We start from the raw sequence: 18,095 nt of genomic DNA on the forward strand, positions 1-18,095 counted from the left end.
TCGGGCGCGGATGCGCAGTCTGCCGAATCGGCAGTCACCGATCCGCGAGGGCCTCGCTGAGCGCGGAACGGACGTCCCGGTGACGGAAGGCGAACCCGGCCCGGCTCAACACGCCCGGCACGGCACGCGTGCTCATGACAGCTAGTTCGGCCACCCCGCCGACCACCAGCCGCACGCCGAACTCGGGCACCGGCAGCACCGCGGGCCTCTTGAGCGCGGCGCCGAACGCTTTGGTGAACTCGGCGTTGGTGACCGGCACCGGAGAGCAGACGTTGACCGGGCCGGCGATGTCGGTGCGCTCCTCCAGGACGAAGCCCACGGCGCGCAGCCAGTCGTCCAACGAGATCCACGGCACCCACTGCCGACCACCTGCGATCGGGCCGCCGATGCCGAGCCGGAACGGGAGCATCTGCGGCTTGAGGAAGCCCTCGTCCTTCTCCAGGGGTACGCCGCTGCGCAGCAGGACCACCCGCACGCCCGCCTCCTCGGCGGGCCGGGTCGACGCCTCCCAGACGCGGCAGAGGTCGGGGAAGAAGCCCTCGCCGGGCGTGGCGGTCTCGTCGACGACCCGGTCGCCGGTGTCGCCGTAGATGTTGATGCCGCTGGAGCTGATGAAGGTCTTCGGGCGGCTGTTCTTCGCAATGGCTTCCGCGAGCGTCCGGGTCGGCTCGACGCGGCTGTCGCGCAGCAGCCGCCGGTAGGCCGGGGTCCAGCGCTGGTCGCCGATGTTGGCCCCGGACAGGTTGATCACCGCGTCGACGCCGTCCAGGACGGCCGGGTCGAGCTGGCCGGAGGCCGGGGTCCAGCGGATCTCGTCAGCGCCGCGCGGCGCCCGCCGCACCAGCCGGACGATCTCGTGGCCGCGCAGCGGGCCGGTGATGAGCCGGTTGCCGAGAAAGCCGGACGCGCCGGCCATGAGAATCCGCATGCCCGCATTCTCCCTGGTTTTCGGGCGCTGCGGAGTTGTCGGTGGTCACGGGTAGCCTGTCCGCGTGCGGACGACGCGGGGAGGCGCCAGCCCGGTGATGATCGGGCGCGATCGCGAGCTGCGCCAGCTACGCAAGCTGGTCGCGGCCCGCCGCTCCGGCGTGGCCATGATCGCCGGCGAGCCGGGCGTCGGCAAGACGCGGCTCGTCCGCGAGCTGCTGTCCACTCTCGACGCCGACACCGTGGTGCTGGTCGGCCAGGCCGAGCCGGGTTCGCTGTCGCGGCCCTACGAGGTGCTGATGGACGCGCTCGACGGCCGCGACGGAGTCGACCCCGTGCTGCTCGGCGAGCTGGGCGACTCCGCCCGCAGCCCCGTCGAGCGCCTGCACAGCGGCGTCCGCCTGGTGACCGAGCTGATCGCCGGGCGCCCGGCGGTGATCGTCTTCGAAGACCTGCACTGGGCCGACTCCGAGAGCGCGGCGCTGTTCGAGCGCATCGCCGACCTCGAGGGTCCGCTGGTGTTGATCGGCTCCTTCCGGCCCGCCGAGGTGACCGGTCGCGACCCGGTGACCGCGCTGTTGGCCCGGCTCGGCCGCCGCCACGCGCTGACCCGGCTCGACCTGCATCCGTTCGACGAGGCCGACACCGCCACCCTGCTCGCCGCCGTCACGGGCCGCCCCGCACCGCCGCGCGCCGTCGCCGCGCTGCACCAGCGCACCGGCGGCAACCCGTTCTTCCTCGAAGAGCTGCTCCGCGGCCACGAGGGCGACGACCTCGAAGCCGTCTACGAGCAGCCCCTGCCGTGGAGCCTGGCCGAGGTGCTCCGCCGCCAGGTCGACGACCTGGAGCCCGAGCAGCGCCGCATCGTCGAGGCCGCCTCCGTGCTCGGCCACCGGGTGCACTTCGACCTGCTGGCCGCGGTGACCGGTGCCGGCGAAGACGAGCTGATCCGCGCGCTGGGCGCCCTGGTCGCCCGCGACGTGCTGGTCGAGACCGGCGACGACGAGTTCAGCTTCCGGCATGCCCTGCTCCGCGAGGCGATCGCCGGCCACCTGATCGGCCGGCAGCGTCGTCGGCTGCACGAGGCGGCCCTGGAGGCCCTGCTCGCCGACACCGAGGGCCGGCTCCCGCACGACCCGGCGATGCTCGCGCACCACGCCCAGGCGGCCGGGCGCTACGACGACATGCTGGCGGCGGCCCGGCGCGGGGTCGCGCTCTACCTGTCGATCGGCTCGGCCTACCAGGCGCTGGAGCTGGCCGAGATGGGCCTGGCCGAAGACGCCGAAGACCCGTCGCTGCTGGCCGGCGCCGCGCGCGCGGCCTGGCTGGCCGGCCTGCTGCCCGACGCGATCGGCTACGCCCGCCGTTGGCGCGACCGCGCCCGCTCGGCCACCGACCGCAACGACGCGCTCTACCTCATGATCCGGCTCGCCTGGGAGGCCGACGAGGTCGCCGAGATGGACGAGCTGACCCACGAGGTCGAGCTGCTGATCGCCGAGCTGCCACCGGGCGCCGACCAGGCGCTCGCGATGACCGCCGTGGCCCAGTCTTCGATGCTGCGCGACGAGACCGCCGAGGCCATCGCCTGGGCCGACCGCGCGCTGGCGCTGGCGTCCGAGCTCGACCTGCCCCGGGTCCGCCTGGCCGCCCTGGTCGAAAAGGGCCTGGCGATGACCGAGTGGCCGTCCACGGCGGCCGAGGGCCAGGCCATCCTGGCGGGCCTGGTCGACGAGGCCGAGAAGGCGGGCGAGTGGGTGCTGGCCGCCCGCGCGCTGAACGAGCTGGTCCAGGGCGTGCCGCCCAACTCTCCGGCCGAGCACGCCGAGCTCCTGGAGCGCATGCGGGTCGACGCGGAGCGAGCGGGCTTCGAGTCGCTGGCGGTGGCGGCCTACTACCAGGGCCAGGCGCGGATCGCGGTCCGCGAGGGCGATCTGGGGCGCGCGATCGCCGCGCTGGAGCAGGGTCGCGAGCGCGACCGGAGCTATCTGCGCCGTGGGCGCTGGGCCGACTACCACGCGGTCTTCCTGGCGGGCCTCTATCTGGAGTCCGGCGCCCACGACGGCGTCGCGACCATCATCGAGTCGCTGCGCTCGGGGCCGACGGTCGAGCCGCTGACGGTGCCGGGACTGGCCTTCCACCTGGCCTGCCGGAGCGACGGGGACACGTCCGCCTTGTTCGACGAGGTGCTGGCGGCGGTGGCCGAACAGAGCTGGCGCAGCGGCTCCCAGGCCCACGACCTGCTGGCCGCGGCCATCGAGGGCGGGCTGCCGGAGGAGCGCTTGGCGCAGCTGACCCACGCCCTCCTGGACGACAGCGTCTGGGACGATTACCGCACGCTCGTCGACGCCCAGCTCGCCGAGGTGGCCGGGCGGCTGCCCGAGGCCCTGGCCGGCTATCAGGCCGTCTGCGGGTCGTTGATCCTGCCACCGTCCGTGCGGGGGACCGCGGCGGTGGGTGCGGCCCGGTGCGCGCTCGCGCTCGACCGCCCGGCGGAGGCCGCGACCGAGGCGGCTCGGGCCGGCGAGCTGCTGGCGCGCTGGGGCGGATGGCGGGTGGCGGCGCTCGAGCGGGTACGCGACCAACTGGGCCTGACCCCGCGCGACAAGGGCGTCACGGGAGCGGCCGCGTTGACGCCGCGCGAGCGCGAGGTCGCACTGCTGATCGCCGACGGCCTGACCAACGCGGAGCTGGCGAAGCGCCTCTACATCTCACCCAAGACGGCCGCGGTCCACGTCAGCAACATCCTGCACAAGCTCGGCGTCACCTCACGCACCCAGGTCGGCGACGCCGTCGGCCGTTAACGCTTCGAGCCGCCGTGCCAGGTCCGGACGGCCGGCCAGCGTCTCGTCCCAGTCTTTCCGCCGCGCGTTGCCGAGGAGCTGCTCGTCCGCGAAGCCCAGCTCGTGGAACCGCAGCACGGCTTCGATGATGAGGTGGTCCGCGGGCGGGCTCAGGACGTAGGCGTAGCTCCGCACGTAGCGGGTGAGGATGTCGAAGAGGATCGGGTCGGTGTCGCCGTCCCTGCCGGTCAACGCGAGCAGGCATCTCACGAAGGGGTTCGGCAGGGACTGCTCGAGGTCGAGATCCAGGTCGGCGGCAAGCCTTTCCACCACCTTCGCCGCCAGCGGAGTCGGCACCTCGTCGTCGGTCGTGAGGCGGTCGAGGAGAAGCCTGGCGACGTTCGACCGTTGTTGGTCGCCCCACATCGGCCAGTCGTAGGTCGCCGCCGTGGCAACCCGTTCGTAGACCGCTTCCCGCTCGCCCGTGGTGAGCTCCCGCGTCGGGATCAGCCAGGCGTCCAGCAGCAGGTGGGCGGCCGATGCCAAGCTGTCCGGCCGCTGGGCGGCGAAGCTGTGGATGCTCGCGCCGAGGGGGAGCAGCAGTGGTTCGATCGCGTGGCCGATGACGTCGTCGATGCGATCGCACTCGAACCGTGCCCGGTCCAGGAACGCGTCCGGACCGTCGTTCCAGTGCGTGAAGGCGTGGTGTTCGCCGGCGTCGCCGGGTGGGAGATCGTAGGTCCAATATGGATCAATGCGGTCGGCGCTCAGCTCGGCGGCCCACGTGAGGCGGATCTCGCGGCGGCCCTCGCTCCAGAGGCGTTCCACCCGGACGACCGCGACCAGGCTGCCCCACGGGTCGGCCGGGAGCTGGGAACGCCACAGCAGTGCCTGGCGGCGCCAGGTCTCGACCACGTCCGCACCGGCAGGGCAGAGCTGCGAGTACCAGATCTCGCGGACCGCGCAGAGCTGCAGCAGCAGGAGGTTGGCGCTGTAGGCGGCGAACCGGGCCGCGTCCGGCAGGCGTTGAGGGCGGTAGTCGCCGTAACGACGCGCGGCGGGAGCGGTCCCGGCCGCCAGGTACAGGCGGGTCGTGAGGCCGGCCAGCCCCTCGTCCGAGGCGAGCCTCTCCTCGATGAACCCGGGAATGGCGGTCGAGAACGTCAGCGGCGTGTACGAGAGCAGGGCGTGCAGCAGGTCGTCGTCGACGGGAGCCGCGGCCAGCGACATCATCGTCGCCCTCTCCTGCGCCGCCATGTTCTGGAGTACCTGGCAGGTGAGGCGGGCGACCAGGAACTCGCCGAAGGTCGCGTGCAGGAACTCGTAGGTCTCGCGGCGGTCCTCACCACCGGCCTCCGCCCGCGCACGGTGGACGAAGAAGAACCGGCCGACCATCAGCTCCGCGGCGCGCAGCGGCACCCGCAGGTCGGTGCCGGCCGTTGGGACCCGGGGGATGCCGAACAACGCCGGCAGGTCGGACTGCAGCTCCTCCTCGGTGACCCAGAGGTTGCCCCTGTTGTGCATCGCGAAGGCCACCACCGACAGCGTGCGCAGCTCCTCCTCGACGGCCCGGTGGAGCTCGGCTTGCGACAGACCCGCGCGGTGCTTCTCGACCTCGCGGCGGGCGAACGTGGTGAGCAGAGCCTCGTAGAGCTCGTACCGGCCGATGTCGGGACCGAGCTGCTGCAACGCGTTGGCGTCCGCGTCGTAGATCGCGAGCATCAGCAGGAGCAGCGGCTGCTCCGCCAGCTCGCGCTGGGCCAGGACCGCGGAGGCCGACAGCGGTGCGACGCCCGTCGCCCGGTAGGAAGCCGCGTTCAGCTCGTTCCAGATGTCCAGCCACGCTTCGATCCTCGGCTGGTCGAACGGCTCCAACCGCAGGACGACCGTTCCCGCCGGCACGTAGGCGCGGTCGGCCACCGCGGTGCGGCTGGTGACCAGCACCGCGACCGGACGGCCCTGCACGGCCTCGCGGCGTTGGAACTCGGCCACCTTGCGCAGGTAGTCCGTGTGACTGACGCCGACCGCCTGAAGCAACTCGTCGAAACCGTCGAGCATCACGACCGGGAGGGCGCCCTCGGCCGACGCGGTGAAGGCGGGCCACTCCAGGCGTTCGCCGGTCTCCTTGCGAATCGCCTGTTCCAGCTGCTCCTGGAGGTCGGCAGCCGCGTGTACCTCACGGAGCGGGACCCTGACCGGCATGAAGTCAGCCGGTGGCAGGCGGGCGGCGAGCACTTTCGTGAGAACCGACTTGCCCGAGCCCGGTTGGCCGAGCACCAGAAGGGGAGCGGAGAGGGCGACGTTCGAGGTGAGGTGGCCGACCAGGAACTCGTCGAAGTCGTCGCGAACCTCGTGCCCGTCCCACCAGCCTTCCTCGTTCGGCTTGTCCGCGGTGCCGCCATCACTGACCCGAAACCGCGGGGCGAGGTAGGCGGCGCCGAGCACGGGCACCCGAAGGTTGTCGGGCACCTCTCCACCGCTCACCACCGGCTTGTCCAGCTCGTCTCGGTATGCGCGGGCCAGCGCGCCTCTGCGTGTGCGGGGGGAGTGCCCCGTGGAGCTTCGGGTGAGCGCGTCTTCGAGCCGCGCGAGCCCGGCGCGCAACGCGCGCACCTCGGTGCGGGTCTCCGCGTGCTGACCCAGGTTGATCCAGAAACTGACCTCGGGAAAGTCTGCGGCCAGTTGCCGCAACAGCTCGGCGTAGCGGTCGACGGCCGCGTCGGGCAGCGCCTCGAGCCGCGTGACGAAAGCCGTCCGGCCGTGCTCGGGTAACCGCTCCCAGATCGCGAGCTGACCGACGAACTGGCTCAGGCGCTGGCCCATGTCCCGATAGAACCCGTTCACGGCGGCGAGGTTGACGTCGTGGCCGTAGTGGGCCAACGGAACGGGCGGCGCGCTCGTCAGCAGGCCGCGCAGCTCGTCCGTCACGGTGGTGCCCGTGGCGATGGTCACCTGTTCGCCCGCGGTCAGTTCGAGATCGGCGAGGCGGAACGGGAGGTCGTCGTCCCGCAGCGCCTCGAAGAAGGCCGCGATGACGATGACCGTGTGAGCCGCCTCGAAGCGTTGGGTGCGATCGTAGCGGGACAGGCCGCTGCGGTGTTCCGATGCCTTGCGCACCAGTTCGTGCGACAGGCGGATGAACTCGGACTTCGCGTCGAACAGGCTCAGCACCCCGGGCACGGGGCCGGACAGGCCGAGCAGCAGGCCGCCGGTCGCCGCGTCGAGGGCCTTCACCAGCCTGCTCTCGCCGCCGCCGAGGAGGCGCGCCGCGTACGCGTAGCTCAGCTTCTCCGCCATCCGTCGACTATGGACCAGTCAGCGCGGCCCGAGAAGCCCCCTGTCCGATCGCCCAGACGGTCAGGGCCGCGCCGCTCAGCAGCAGGCCCGCCGTCGTGATGGCGGACCAGCCGCCCGCCGGCCAGAGCGTGGTGGCGAGGGTCGAGCCGGCCGCGCCGCCGGCGAAGCAGGCGACGACGTACGCCGTGTTCAGGCGGCTGCGGGCCGTCGCCGAGGCCGCGAGGATCCGGATCTGATTGAGGATCGACGCACTCTGGAAGGCCACGTCCAGCGCCACGATCGCCACGACCAGCAGGACGGCCGAGCCGCCAGCGAAGGCGGCCACTCCGAAGGCGACCAGGATGACCAGCCACGCGGCCCCGGTCGCCGGGACCGAGCGGCCCGCGTCGTGCAGGCGGCCGGCGTTGCGGGCGGCAAGAGCGCCTGCCAGTCCCGCCAGCCCGAACAGGCCGATCACCGAGACCGGGTAGTCGAACGGCGGGGAGGAGAGCAGGAACGTCAGCGCCGTCCAGAACATCACGAAGGCGGCGAAACCCAGCGCGGTCAGGGTCAGCGTCCACCGGACCGTGCGGTCGCGCAGTGCCACCCTGGGGATCGACGCGATCAGTGCCGGGTACCCGATGGACAGCTTCGGCGGCAGGGGTGGCAGGGCGCGGTGCAGGACCACCCCCAGGGCCGCCGCGACCACGGCGGCCAGAGCGAAGACCGAGCGCCAGCCTGCGACCGCGGCCAGCAGGCCGCTGATCGTGCGGGCCGCGAGAATGCCGGCGAGCACACCCGACACGACCGTGCCGACCGCCCGACCGCGGCGGTCCGGATCAGCCAGATCGCCGGCGAGCGGAATCAAGACGGGCGCGGCCATCGTCGTCAGACCGAGCAGCGTCGTGGCGACCAGCAGGACGCCGATGCTCGGCGCGACCGCGCACAGCAGCAGCGCGCCCGCACAGCCGAACAGCAGAGCAGGCAGCAGCCGGCGGCGGTCGCGCACGTCGCCGAGCGGGACGATCAGCAGCACCGCCACCGCGTAGCCGAGTTGGGTGGTGGTGACGAGCCACCCGGCGGTCGCGGTGGAGACGGAGAAGTCGTCGGCGATCAGGTCGAGCAGCGGCTGCGCCCAGTAGAGGTTGCCGACCGCGACGCCGGCCGTGACGGCGAAAAGGACAGTCAGCCGGCGGGTCATCAGCGGGTCGCCACGACGAGGGCGCCGCGGCGTCCGACCGCCCAGACGGTCAGGGCAAAGACGCTCAGCACGACGCCGGTGGTGGTCACCGCGGACCAGCCGCCGGCTGTCCACAGGATTGTCGCGGCCGCCGAGCCGATGGCGGCTCCGACGAAGTTGCTGACGACATACGCCGTGTTGATCCGGCTGCGGGCCTCGTGGGAGACGGCGAAGACCCTGGTCTGGTTGAGGATCTGGAGTGACTGCAGCGCGACGTCGAGGACGACGACCACGACCAGGACGAGCGTGACGGATCGGCCGGCGAATCCGGCCGCCACGAACGCGACCAGCACGAGCAGCCAGGCGGCGCCGGTGGCGGGCAACGACCAGCCCCGGTCGTGCAGGCGTCCGGCGCGCTGCGCGGCGAGCACGCTGGCCAACCCCGCGAGTCCGAAGAGGCCGATGACCGATACCGGGTAGCCGAAGGGCGGTGCGGACAGTAGGAACGTCAGCGACGTCCAGAACATCGAGAAGGCCGCGAAACCGGTCGCCCCGAGGACCAGCGTCCAGCGGACCGTGCGCTCGCGGAGGGCGACCGTCGCCACCGAGGCGATCAGGGCGGGGTAGGGCAGGTGGGCCTTCGGGGCCAGCGGCGGCAGGGAACGGTAGAGCAGAAGAGCGAAGAGGACCGCGACCGCCGCGGCGAGGGCGAAGATGGCGCGCCAGCCGGCGGCGTCGGCGATCAGGCCGCTCACCGTACGCGAGGCCAGAATGCCCGTGAGGATGCCGGACGCGACGACGCCGACCACCTGGCCGCGGCGCTCAGGGCGAGCCAGGTCGCTGGCCAGCGGGGTCAGGATCTGGCCCGACACGGTGGTCAGCCCGACCAGGGTGACCGCGGCCAGCAACAGGCCGATGGTCGGCGCCAGGGCGCAGAGCAGCAGCGCGGCCGCGGAGCAGAGCAGCATCGCCGGCACCAGCCGGCGGCGGTCGAGGATGTCGCCGAGCGGCACGACGAACAGGACGCCGGTGGCGTAGCCGACCTGGCCGGCGGTGACCAGCCAGCCCGCGCTGGTCGTGGACGCGCCAAGGTCGTCGGCGATCGCGTCGAGCAGGGGCTGTGCCCAGTAGAGGTTGGCGACGGCGGCGCCGGCGGCCACGGCGAACAGGAACGTCAGGCGGCGGTCCATGACCGGCGGCGGCGGTTGCACCCCGCCATGCTCGCGTGTCCGCGCCCAACGCGAAAGTTTCACGCCGGAGACGGCTCCACCACGAGCGCACCGCGACGGCCGGCCGCCCAGACCGCCAGGGCCAGGCACGAGAGCACCACCCCGGCCGTCGTGATCGCGGGCCAGCCACCGGAGGACCACAGCATCGTCGCCGCCGCCGATCCGAGGCCGCCGCCGATGAAGTTGCTGACGACGAAGGCCGTGTTGATGCGGCTGCGGGCCTCGTGGGAGACGTCGAAGAGGCGGGCTCGGTTGAGCAGCGAGGCCGTCTGCAGGGCCGCGTCCAGGGTGATGATCCCCGCCACCAGCAGGACGACCGAGCGGCCCGAAAAACCGACGAGGACGAACGACAGCAGGGCCAGCAGCCATGCCGCGCCCTGGGCCGGGAGGGACCAGCCACGGTCGTGCAGGCGTCCGCCCCGCTGGCCGGCGATCACCCCCGACAGGCCGGCCAGGCCGAAGAGGCCGATGACCGGTGCGGAATAGAGAAACGGTGGCGAGCTCAGCCGGAACGTCAGCGCCGTCCAGAACATCGCGAACACCGCGAAGCCGATCGCGCCCAGCACGAGGGTCCAGCGGACCGCACGCTCCCGCAGGGCGACGGTGGCCACCGAGGCGATCAGGGCCGGGTAGGGCAGCGCCGTCTTCGGCACCAGCGGGGGGAGGGCGCGGTGGAGAAGAAAAGCGAGCAGCACCACGACGACCGCGGCGCCGGCGTAGATGGTGCGCCAGCCCGCGGTGCCGGCCACCAGCCCGCTGACCGTGCGCGCCGCCAGGATCCCGGTCAGGATGCCGGCACCCACCTTGCCCACCACCTCGCCGCGCCGTGCGGGATCGGCCAGGTCGGCCGCCAGCGGGGTGAGGATCTGGCCCGCGACCGTGGTCAGGCCGAGCAGGGTGGTCGCCGCCAGCAGCGCGCCGGCCGTGGGTGCGACCGCGCAGAGCAGCAACGCCACGGAGGAGCAGAGCAGCATCCCGGGTACGAGCCGGCGCCGGTCGACCACGTCGCCGAGCGGTGCGATCAGCAGGACGCCGAGGGCGTAGCCGACCTGGGTCGAGGTGATGAGCCAGCCGGCGCCGGACGGCGACGCGTGCAGGTCGTCGGCGATGAGGTCGAGCAGGGGCTGCGCCCAGTAGAGGTTGCCGATCGCGACGCCGGCCGCCACGGCGAACAGGAACGTCAGTCGCCGGGACACCCGCACATGCTCGCGCGTACTCCGGAAAAGCGAAAGGCCCGGCCGAAGCCGGGCCTTTCGCGCGAACAGGTCAGGCGAGACCGAGGTCCGCCTCGAAGTTGCCGGCCTCCAGCCGCTCCTTGATCGCGGTCAGGAAGCGGGCCGCGTCGGCGCCGTCGACGATCCGGTGGTCGTAGGACAGCGACAGGTAGACCATCGAGCGCGGCACGATGACCTCGCCCAGGTCTGGGTCGTTGATGACGGCCGCCCGCTTCACCACCGCACCGGTGCCCAGGATGGCGACCTGGGGCTGGTTGATGATCGGGGTGTCGATCAGCGCGCCGCGGCTGCCCGTGTTGGTCAGCGTGAACGTGCCGCCGGACAGCTCGTCCGGGCTGATCTTGTTGCTGCGGGTGCGGTCGGCCACGTCGGCGATCCGCTTGGCCAGGCCAGCCAGGTTGAGGTCGCCGGCGTCCTTGATGACCGGGACGACCAGGCCCTTCTCGGTGTCGACCGCGATCGCCAGGTGCTCGGCGTCGTAGTAGGTGACCTCGCCTGCCTCCATGTCGATCTTCGAGTTGACCGACGGGTGGGTGCGCAGAGCCTCCACCGACGCGAGCGCGAAGAACGGCAGGAACGACAGCTTGACGCCGTGCTGCTGCAGGAAGTCGTTCTTGGCCCGCTGGCGCAGCTGCGCGATGCGGGTCACGTCGACCTCGACGACCGTGGTCAGCTGGGCCGAGACCTGCAGCGACTCGACCATGCGGGTCGCGATCGTGCGGCGGATCCGGCTCAGCTTCTCGACCCGGCCGCGCAGCGGGCTCGGCGCCGCCTTCGGGGCCGGGGCCGCGGTCGGCTTGGCTGCCGCGGCGGGAGCGGGTGCGGGTGCGGCCGCGCGGGCCTCCGCCTCGGCCTTGGCCCTGGCCGCGGCGTCGAGCACGTCCTGCTTGCGGATGCGGCCACCGACGCCGGTGCCGCTCAGCGTCGACAGGTCGACGCCCTGGTCGCTGGCGAGCTTGCGGACCAGCGGGGTCACGTAGCCGTTGCTCTCGTCGCCGCTGGGCGCGGCGGACGGGGCCGGACGGGCCGGAGCGGCCGCGGCCGGAGCGGGCTCGCGGGCGGGCGCCTGACGCGGTGCCGGAGCCTTCGCCTGCGCGGGCTCGGGGGCCTTCGCGGGCTCGGGGGCCTTCGCGGGAGCCGGCTCGGCCTTGGGCTCCTCCTTCGGCTTCGCCTCGGGCTGCACGGTCTCGGCCGGCGCGGAAGCGCTGGCACCGGCCGCACCGATCACCGCGAGCGCGGCGCCGACGTCGGCGGTCTCGTCCTGCGGGACCTTGATCTCGAGCAGCGTGCCGGCGACCGGCGACGGGATCTCGGTGTCGACCTTGTCGGTCGAGACCTCGAGCAGGGGCTCGTCGACCTCGACGGTGTCGCCGACCTCCTTGAGCCAGCGGGTGACCGTGCCCTCGGTGACGCTCTCGCCCAGCGCGGGCATCGTCAGCGTGGTGGACTCGCCACCGCCGGAACCGGAGTCGCCGGACGCGGACGCCGAGGCGGCGGCGGGCTGCGGCTCGCTCTCCTCGGCCGGCTCGGCCTCGGGCTCGACGCCCTCAGGCTCGGCCGCGGCGGCGGGTGCCGCCTCTTCCGCCGGAGCCGACTCCTGCGCCGGGGCACCGCCACCGGAGCCGTCGCCGTCGATCACCGCGAGCTCGCTGCCGACCTCCGCGGTCTCGTCCTCGCGGACGACGATCCGACTGAGCACGCCGGCGGCCGGCGACGGGATCTCGGTGTCGACCTTGTCGGTGGAGACCTCCAGCAACGGCTCATCGACCTCGACGGTGTCACCCTCCTGCTTCAACCAGCGGGTGACCGTGCCCTCGGTGACGCTCTCGCCGAGGCGAGGCATGGTGACCGATACCGGCATCTCTCTCAGGACTCCTTTGTCGTGCGACCGAGGTCGTCAGGCGTGCGCGTGCAGCGGCTTGCCGGCCAGGGCCAGGTGGGCCTCGCCGAGTGCCTCCGACTGCGTCGGGTGCGGATGGATGAGCTGGGCGACCTCGGCCGGGTAGGCCTCCCAGTTGTAGATCAGCTGCGCCTCGGCGATCAACTCGCCGACCCGTGCGCCGACCATGTGAATACCCACAACGGGCCCGTCGTCCACCCGGACGACCTTGATGAAGCCCTGGGTCTTGAGGATCGCGCTGCGGCCGTTGCCACCGAGGTTGTAGTTGTAGGCGGTGACCTTGTCGTCGCCGTAGCGCTCCTTGGCCTTCGCCTCGGTCAGCCCGACGGACGCGAGCTCCGGGTCGGAGTAGGTGACCCGGGGGATGCCGGCCTCGTCGATGACCGGTGGGTGCAGGCCGGCGATCTCCTCGGCCACGAAGATGCCCTGCTGGAAGCCGCGGTGGGCGAGCTGCAGGCCGGGCACGATGTCGCCGACCGCGTAGACGTTGGGGACGCTGGTGCGCAGGCGCTCGTCGGTGGTGACGAAGCCACGGTCGAGCGTGACGCCCTGCTCCTCGTAGCCGAGGTTGGCGGTCGTCGGGCCGCGGCCGACGGCGACCAGCATGATCTCGGCCTCGACGGTCTCGCCGCCGGCCAGCGTCGCGCGTACGCCGTTCTCGGTGTGCTCGACCTTCTCGAACGGCTTGCCGACCTTGAAGTTGATGCCGCGCTTGCGGTAGGCCCGCTCCAGCGCCTTGGACAGGTCCTCGTCCTCTGCGGCGACCAGGCGGGGCAGCGCCTCGAGGATCGTCACCTCGGCGCCGAACGACTTCCAGGCACTGGCGAACTCGACGCCGATGACGCCACCACCGAGCACGATCGCGGAGGTGGGCACCCGGTCGAGGGTGAGCGCGTGCTCGCTGGAGATGACCCGCTTGCCGTCGAGCTCGAGGCCCGGCAGGCTCCGCGAGTAGGAGCCGGTCGCGAGAATGACGTTGCGGCCGGTGTAGCGGGTGCCGTCGACCTCGACGGCGTTCGGCGCCACGAGCGTGCCGTGACCCTCGACGTACGTGATCAGCTTGGAGCCCTTGACCAGGCCCTGGAGGCCCTTGTAGAGGCGGCCGACGACGCCGTCCTTGTAGGTGTTGACGCCGGCCATGTCGACGCCGAGCAGCTCGGCCTTGACGCCGAACGCCTCGGACTCGCGGGTCTGGTCGGCGATCTCGCCGGCGTGCAGGAGCGCCTTGGTCGGGATGCAGCCACGGTGCAGGCAGGTGCCGCCGAGCTTGTCCTTCTCGATCAGCACCACGGACAGGTCGAGTTGTGCGGCACGCAGCGCGGCCGCGTAGCCGCCGCTGCCACCTCCGAGGATCACGACGTCGAAGGTTGCGTCGTTCGGCTGGCTCACAGTCATCTCCCAGGTCGCGCGGGCTACCTCGGCCATCTTGTCACTTGTGGAGCCAGGCCGCGTAACGAGGTACCCGCCGATGTTGCCTTGGGACGTACGCTTGCCGCAGTCTTCGATGTCCGTTTCGTAGGGGAGGGTCGGTGTCCTGGTTCCGGCGCCGGAAAGGAACACCCGGTCGGCAGGCGGAAAGACCGGCCGCACGAGCCGATCTCGACCATCTTGAGAACTTTGTCCGCTCACGTCGCGGCGTCGAGGCGTTCATCGAGCCGAAGACGACGGTCACGGAGACCACAGTGATGCTGATCGCACACGACGGCGAGTGGACCCGCCGCCGCGTCGACAGCCCCGAGGGCGCTCGTCGCTTCGCGCACCGGATGGCGATCCCGGTCTACGACGTGCGTCTGGTCGGATACCCGCAGCGCATGCGTGACTACAACGAGCGACGCAAGCGCGCCGCCAACTGAACCGGGAAAACGACAGGCCCCACCGCGTACGCGATGGGGCCTGAACTCGTCTTATTCGGCGGCGATGCGGTCGACCAGTTCCAGCAGGGTGCGGACCGGCACACCGGTGCCGCCCTTCGACCAGTGCCCGGTCGGCTCGCCGGAGTGGTAGCTGGGGCCGGCGATGTCGATGTGCGCCCACGGCACGCCCTCGGCCACGAACTCGCGCAGGAACACGCCGCCCTGGAGCATGTGCCCGGCGCGGTCCATCACGGCGTTGACCTGCGAGATGTCGGCCACGTCGGAGTCCATGCCGGTGCGCACGTCGTCGGGCAGCGGCATCGGCCAGGCGGCCTCGCCGACCGCGTCGCCGGCGTCGCGGACCCGCTCGCACATCTCCTGGGTGCCCATCACGCCGGAGACCCGCTTGCCGAGCGCGATCACCTGGCCGCCGGTCAGCGTCGAGGTCTCGAACAGGTAGTCGCAGCCGTCGGCGCAGGCCCGGGCGATCGCGTCGCCGAGGATCATCCGGCCCTCGGCGTCGGTGTTGAGCACCTCGACGTTCTTGCCGTTGAACATCGTCACGACGTCGCCGGGCCGGTAGGACGTGGCCGACGGCATGTTCTCCGCCATCGGCAGGTAGCCGGTGACCTCGACGTCGGGCTTGAGCTCCGCGACGGCGAGCAGCGTCGCGGCGACGGCGGCCGCGCCGGCCATGTCGCTCTTCATCTCCCACATACCCTGCGCGGGCTTGATCGAGACGCCGCCGCTGTCGAAGGTGATGCCCTTGCCGACCAACGCGACCCGCTTGCGGGCACCGTCGCCGACCGGCTTGTAGGTCAGCTTGACCAGCCGCGGCGGGGCCGACGAGCCCAGGCCGACGGCCAGGATGCCGCCGTAGCCGCCCGCCTTGAGCTGCTCCTCGTCGAGCACCTCGACCTCGAGGCCGGCGGCGCTCGCGGCCGCGTCGACCGCGTCGGCGAACTGCGGCGGCCGCAGCTCGTTGGGGGCGCTGTTGACCCAGTCGCGGCAGAGCCCGACGACGCCGGCCACCACCTGGGCGCGGGTGATCTCGTCCTGCGCGGTCTTGTCGGCGGCGTCCGGCACGTGCACGGCGATGTCACCGACCGGGCCGCGCGGCGCCGGCTTGGTCTTGTAGCCGGCGAACTTGTAGGCGCCCAGCAGCGCGCCCTCGGCGACCGCGCGCAGCGCGGCCGGCCCGTCCTCGTCGTCCGGCAGCGGCAGGGAGACCGCGACCGACGCGTTGCCGGCCAGGGAGCGGATCGCGGCGGCGGCGCCGCGCCGCAGCGTCTCGGGCGCGGGGGCCGCCCCGGTCGGCTCCGGGCCGAGCCCGACGACCGCGACCACGGGAGCGGCGACGGTGCCGAGGGTGGCGACCTTGGTCACCTCGCCCGCCGAGCCGGACGCGCCTAGCCGGGCCAGCGTCTCCGTGAGCTTGCCGTCGAACGCCGCGGCGATGCTCTCCGCGCCGCTGGCCAGCAGCAGCGTGCCGGCCAGACCCGGCGGGCCGTCGCCACCCGCGTCGGCGACGCTGTGCACGCCGATCACGATCGCGTCGGTGGTGAGCTCGGCGGGGTCGGTGTCGACGAGGCGAAGTTCGGTGGTCAAGGGCGCGGTCACGCGGCGGCTCCGGGCTGGGCTGCGGGGCGGCCGCTCATGACGGCCGGCCGGTCGAGGGACGGTCTCCGCTGCCGAAACCTACCGACCCGGAGCCGTCTTGTCCCGCCGATGCTAACCATCCGGACCGATCCCGGTAAGTTGCCACCCATGACCGACGCCGTACCGCTCCTTTCACCCGTCCACGACCGGCACGTCGCGCTCGGCGCGAAGTTCGCGCCGTTCGGCGGCTGGGAGATGCCACTGGAGTACCCGGGCGGCGGCGTGATCCGCGAGCACACGGCGGTGCGCACGGGCGTCGGCATCTTCGATGTGTCACACCTGGGCAAGGCCCGGGTACGCGGCGCGGGCGCGGCGGCGTTCGTCAACAGCTGCCTCGCCAACGACCTCGACCGGATCGGCGCGGGCCAGGCGCAGTACACGTTGTGCTGCGAGCCGTCGACCGGCGGCGTGGTCGACGACATCATCGCCTACCGCTACGCCGACGACCACGTCTTCCTCATCCCCAACGCGGCCAACACGGCCGAGGTCGTCCGCCGCCTGGCCGCGGCCGCTCCGGCCGGGCTGACCGTGACGGACGAGCACACCTGGCACGCGATCTTCGCGGTGCAGGGTCCGTCGTCGGCGGCGGTGCTGGGGGCGCTGGGCCTGCCGACCGAGCACGACTACATGAGCTTCGAGCCGGCCACCCTCGACGGCGTCGACCTCGTCGTCTGCCGCACCGGCTACACCGGCGAGCACGGCTACGAGCTCGTGGTGCCGGCCGACGGCGCCGGCGCGGTCTGGGACGCGGTGCTCGCCGCCGGCGACTCGTTCGGCATCCTGCCGTGCGGTCTCGGCGCCCGGGACACGCTGCGCACCGAGATGGGGTACGCGCTGCACGGCCAGGACCTCGGCCCGGACATCACGCCGCTGCAGGGCCGGGTCGGCTGGGCCGTCGGCTGGAGCAAGCCCGAGTTCTGGGGCCGCGAGCCGCTGCTGGCCGAGAAGGCCGCCGGGCCGCGCCGCACGCTGCGCGGTCTGGAGGCGGTCGGCCGGGCGATTCCCCGCCCGCACATGACCGTGTACGTGGGTGACCAGGCGGTCGGCGAGATCACCAGCGGGACGTTCTCGCCCACCAAGAAGGTCGGCGTCGCGCTGGCCCTGCTCGACACGGCCGCCGGGCTCAAGGACGGCGACACGGTGGAGGTCGACATCCGGGGCCGCCGGGCCGAGATGAAGGTCGTCAAGCCGCCGTTCGTCACGCCCTCGGTGCGTTAGCGCAACACCAGCACCACGAGGGCCACGCTGGTGGCCGTTTCGACGGCCGCGCCGAGCACGTCGCCGGTGATCCCGCCGAAGCGGCGCACCGCGTGCCGCACCAGCAGCAGGCTCGCCGCCAGCCCGGCGGCCACCGCGAGCGGACCCTGCCACGGGCGGCCGGGCACCGCGGGCAGCGCGACCGCGGCGGTCAGCAGGGTTCCGAGGGCCAGCGCCGGCGTGCCGACCGTGCCGGCGACGAGGGCGCCCAGCCCGTCCGGCCGGGCCGCCGGCACACCCCGGCGGCAGGCCCAGCTCACCGCGAGCCGGCCGGTGGCGAACGCCGCCGTGCCGGCCAGCACGGCCGCCGCTCCGGACAGTCCGCCCAGGGCGCCCGCCTGCAGCAGCACGGCCACGACCAGGGCGACGACCCCGAACGGGCCGATGTCCGGGCGCTTCATGATCTCCAGCGCGGCCGGGCCGGACCGGTAGGAGCCGAGGCCGTCGACGGTGTCGGCGAGGCCGTCGAGGTGCAGGCCACGCGTCAGCAGGGCGGCCAGCCCGACTCCGGCCGCGCCCGCGACCAGCCCGGGTGCGCCCCCGGCGTGCAGCAGGGCGGCCGTGCCGCCGGCGGCGGCGCCGAGTCCGACGCCGACCAGCGGGGCCAGCCCCATCGCGGTCGCTGCGGCGGACCGGTCGACCCGGCCGGCGCGGACCGGCAGGACGGTGAAGGTGGTCAGCGCGAGCCGCAGGCCGTCAGGCACCGCGGGTCGGCTGGTCCGTTTCGGTGTCGGCGGGCTTGAACCAGGTGTCCAGCGCCGACGGCCTCGGCTCCGGCTCGGCCGCCGCGGTGCCGTTG

The 18,095-nt window shown here is 72.8% G+C and carries 12 protein-coding genes; 3 read left to right on the forward strand and 9 right to left on the reverse strand.

Annotation, left to right across the window (positions count from 1 at the left end):
* Window positions 1–34: 34 nt before the first annotated feature.
* Window positions 35–928 (reverse strand): TIGR01777 family oxidoreductase, encoded by an 894-nt coding sequence (locus AB0J88_RS31370; protein ID WP_364348240.1) that lies wholly within the window; start codon window positions 926–928, stop codon window positions 35–37.
* A gap of 64 nt (window positions 929–992) precedes the next feature.
* On the opposite strand from AB0J88_RS31370, the gene AB0J88_RS31375 reads away from it, so the two are divergent.
* Window positions 993–3,728 carry an AAA family ATPase gene (locus tag AB0J88_RS31375; protein WP_364348243.1) on the forward strand — a complete coding sequence of 912 codons (2,736 nt, stop codon included), beginning with the start codon at window positions 993–995 and terminating at the stop codon, window positions 3,726–3,728.
* Here AB0J88_RS31375 and AB0J88_RS31380 read toward each other — a convergent pair.
* From AB0J88_RS31380 to lpdA, 6 genes are all read right to left on the reverse strand, one after another.
* Window positions 3,693–7,004: a hypothetical protein gene (locus AB0J88_RS31380; protein ID WP_364348246.1), complete on the reverse strand. Its 3,312-nt coding sequence runs from the start codon at window positions 7,002–7,004 to the stop codon at window positions 3,693–3,695. The two genes, AB0J88_RS31375 and AB0J88_RS31380, sit on opposite strands and share 36 nt — an antisense overlap.
* 7 nt (window positions 7,005–7,011) lie before the next feature.
* Window positions 7,012–8,184, reverse strand: coding sequence for an MFS transporter (locus AB0J88_RS31385; protein ID WP_364348249.1), 1,173 nt, complete (start codon window positions 8,182–8,184; stop codon window positions 7,012–7,014).
* Entirely contained in the window at window positions 8,184–9,374 is a 1,191-nt protein-coding gene (locus AB0J88_RS31390; protein WP_364348252.1) for an MFS transporter, read from the reverse strand. Before AB0J88_RS31390 ends, AB0J88_RS31385 begins: the two co-directional genes overlap by 1 nt.
* 38 nt (window positions 9,375–9,412) lie before the next feature.
* Window positions 9,413–10,588: an MFS transporter gene (locus tag AB0J88_RS31395; protein WP_364348255.1), complete on the reverse strand. Its 1,176-nt coding sequence runs from the start codon at window positions 10,586–10,588 to the stop codon at window positions 9,413–9,415.
* 70 nt (window positions 10,589–10,658) lie between these two features.
* The gene (sucB, locus tag AB0J88_RS31400; protein ID WP_364348258.1) at window positions 10,659–12,488 is read right to left on the reverse strand and encodes a 2-oxoglutarate dehydrogenase, E2 component, dihydrolipoamide succinyltransferase; all 1,830 of its coding nucleotides are present in this window, start codon (window positions 12,486–12,488) and stop codon (window positions 10,659–10,661) included.
* A gap of 36 nt (window positions 12,489–12,524) precedes the next feature.
* Window positions 12,525–13,952, reverse strand: coding sequence for a dihydrolipoyl dehydrogenase (gene lpdA / locus AB0J88_RS31405; protein ID WP_364348261.1), 1,428 nt, complete (start codon window positions 13,950–13,952; stop codon window positions 12,525–12,527).
* Window positions 13,953–14,056: 104 nt separating this feature from the next.
* On the opposite strand from lpdA, the gene AB0J88_RS31410 reads away from it, so the two are divergent.
* Entirely contained in the window at window positions 14,057–14,380 is a 324-nt protein-coding gene (locus AB0J88_RS31410) for a hypothetical protein (RefSeq protein ID WP_364348264.1), read from the forward strand.
* A 51-nt stretch (window positions 14,381–14,431) separates the two neighbouring features.
* Here AB0J88_RS31410 and AB0J88_RS31415 read toward each other — a convergent pair whose 3' ends face one another.
* Window positions 14,432–16,000: a leucyl aminopeptidase gene (locus tag AB0J88_RS31415; protein ID WP_364348267.1), complete on the reverse strand. Its 1,569-nt coding sequence runs from the start codon at window positions 15,998–16,000 to the stop codon at window positions 14,432–14,434.
* Between the two features lie 147 nt (window positions 16,001–16,147).
* Here AB0J88_RS31415 and gcvT point away from each other — a divergent pair, with 147 nt between their 5' ends.
* A complete protein-coding gene (gene gcvT, locus AB0J88_RS31420; RefSeq protein WP_364348270.1) occupies window positions 16,148–17,257 on the forward strand; it encodes a glycine cleavage system aminomethyltransferase GcvT in 1,110 nt (369 codons plus the stop codon).
* Here gcvT and AB0J88_RS31425 read toward each other — a convergent pair.
* Complete coding sequence (locus AB0J88_RS31425) at window positions 17,254–18,000, reverse strand: adenosylcobinamide-GDP ribazoletransferase (protein WP_364348273.1); 747 nt, start codon at window positions 17,998–18,000, stop codon at window positions 17,254–17,256. The genes gcvT and AB0J88_RS31425 overlap by 4 nt on opposite strands.
* Window positions 18,001–18,095: the final 95 nt, after the last annotated feature.

Origin of the sequence: Asanoa sp. NPDC049475, from assembly GCF_040676915.1 — a bacterium.
In the GTDB taxonomy this organism is placed as follows: domain Bacteria; phylum Actinomycetota; class Actinomycetes; order Mycobacteriales; family Micromonosporaceae; genus Asanoa.

Excerpts from the sequence above, each read along its gene's own strand:
- gcvT (WP_364348270.1), top strand. The coding sequence starts at position 16,148 with ATGACCGACGCCGTACCGCTCCTTTCACCCGTCCACGACCGGCACGTC.
- lpdA (WP_364348261.1), bottom strand. The coding sequence starts at position 13,952 with ATGGCCGAGGTAGCCCGCGCGACCTGGGAGATGACTGTGAGCCAGCCG.
- AB0J88_RS31380 (WP_364348246.1), bottom strand. The coding sequence starts at position 7,004 with ATGGCGGAGAAGCTGAGCTACGCGTACGCGGCGCGCCTCCTCGGCGGC.
- sucB (WP_364348258.1), bottom strand. The coding sequence starts at position 12,488 with ATGCCGGTATCGGTCACCATGCCTCGCCTCGGCGAGAGCGTCACCGAG.
- AB0J88_RS31385 (WP_364348249.1), bottom strand. The coding sequence starts at position 8,184 with ATGACCCGCCGGCTGACTGTCCTTTTCGCCGTCACGGCCGGCGTCGCG.
- AB0J88_RS31370 (WP_364348240.1), bottom strand. The coding sequence starts at position 928 with ATGCGGATTCTCATGGCCGGCGCGTCCGGCTTTCTCGGCAACCGGCTC.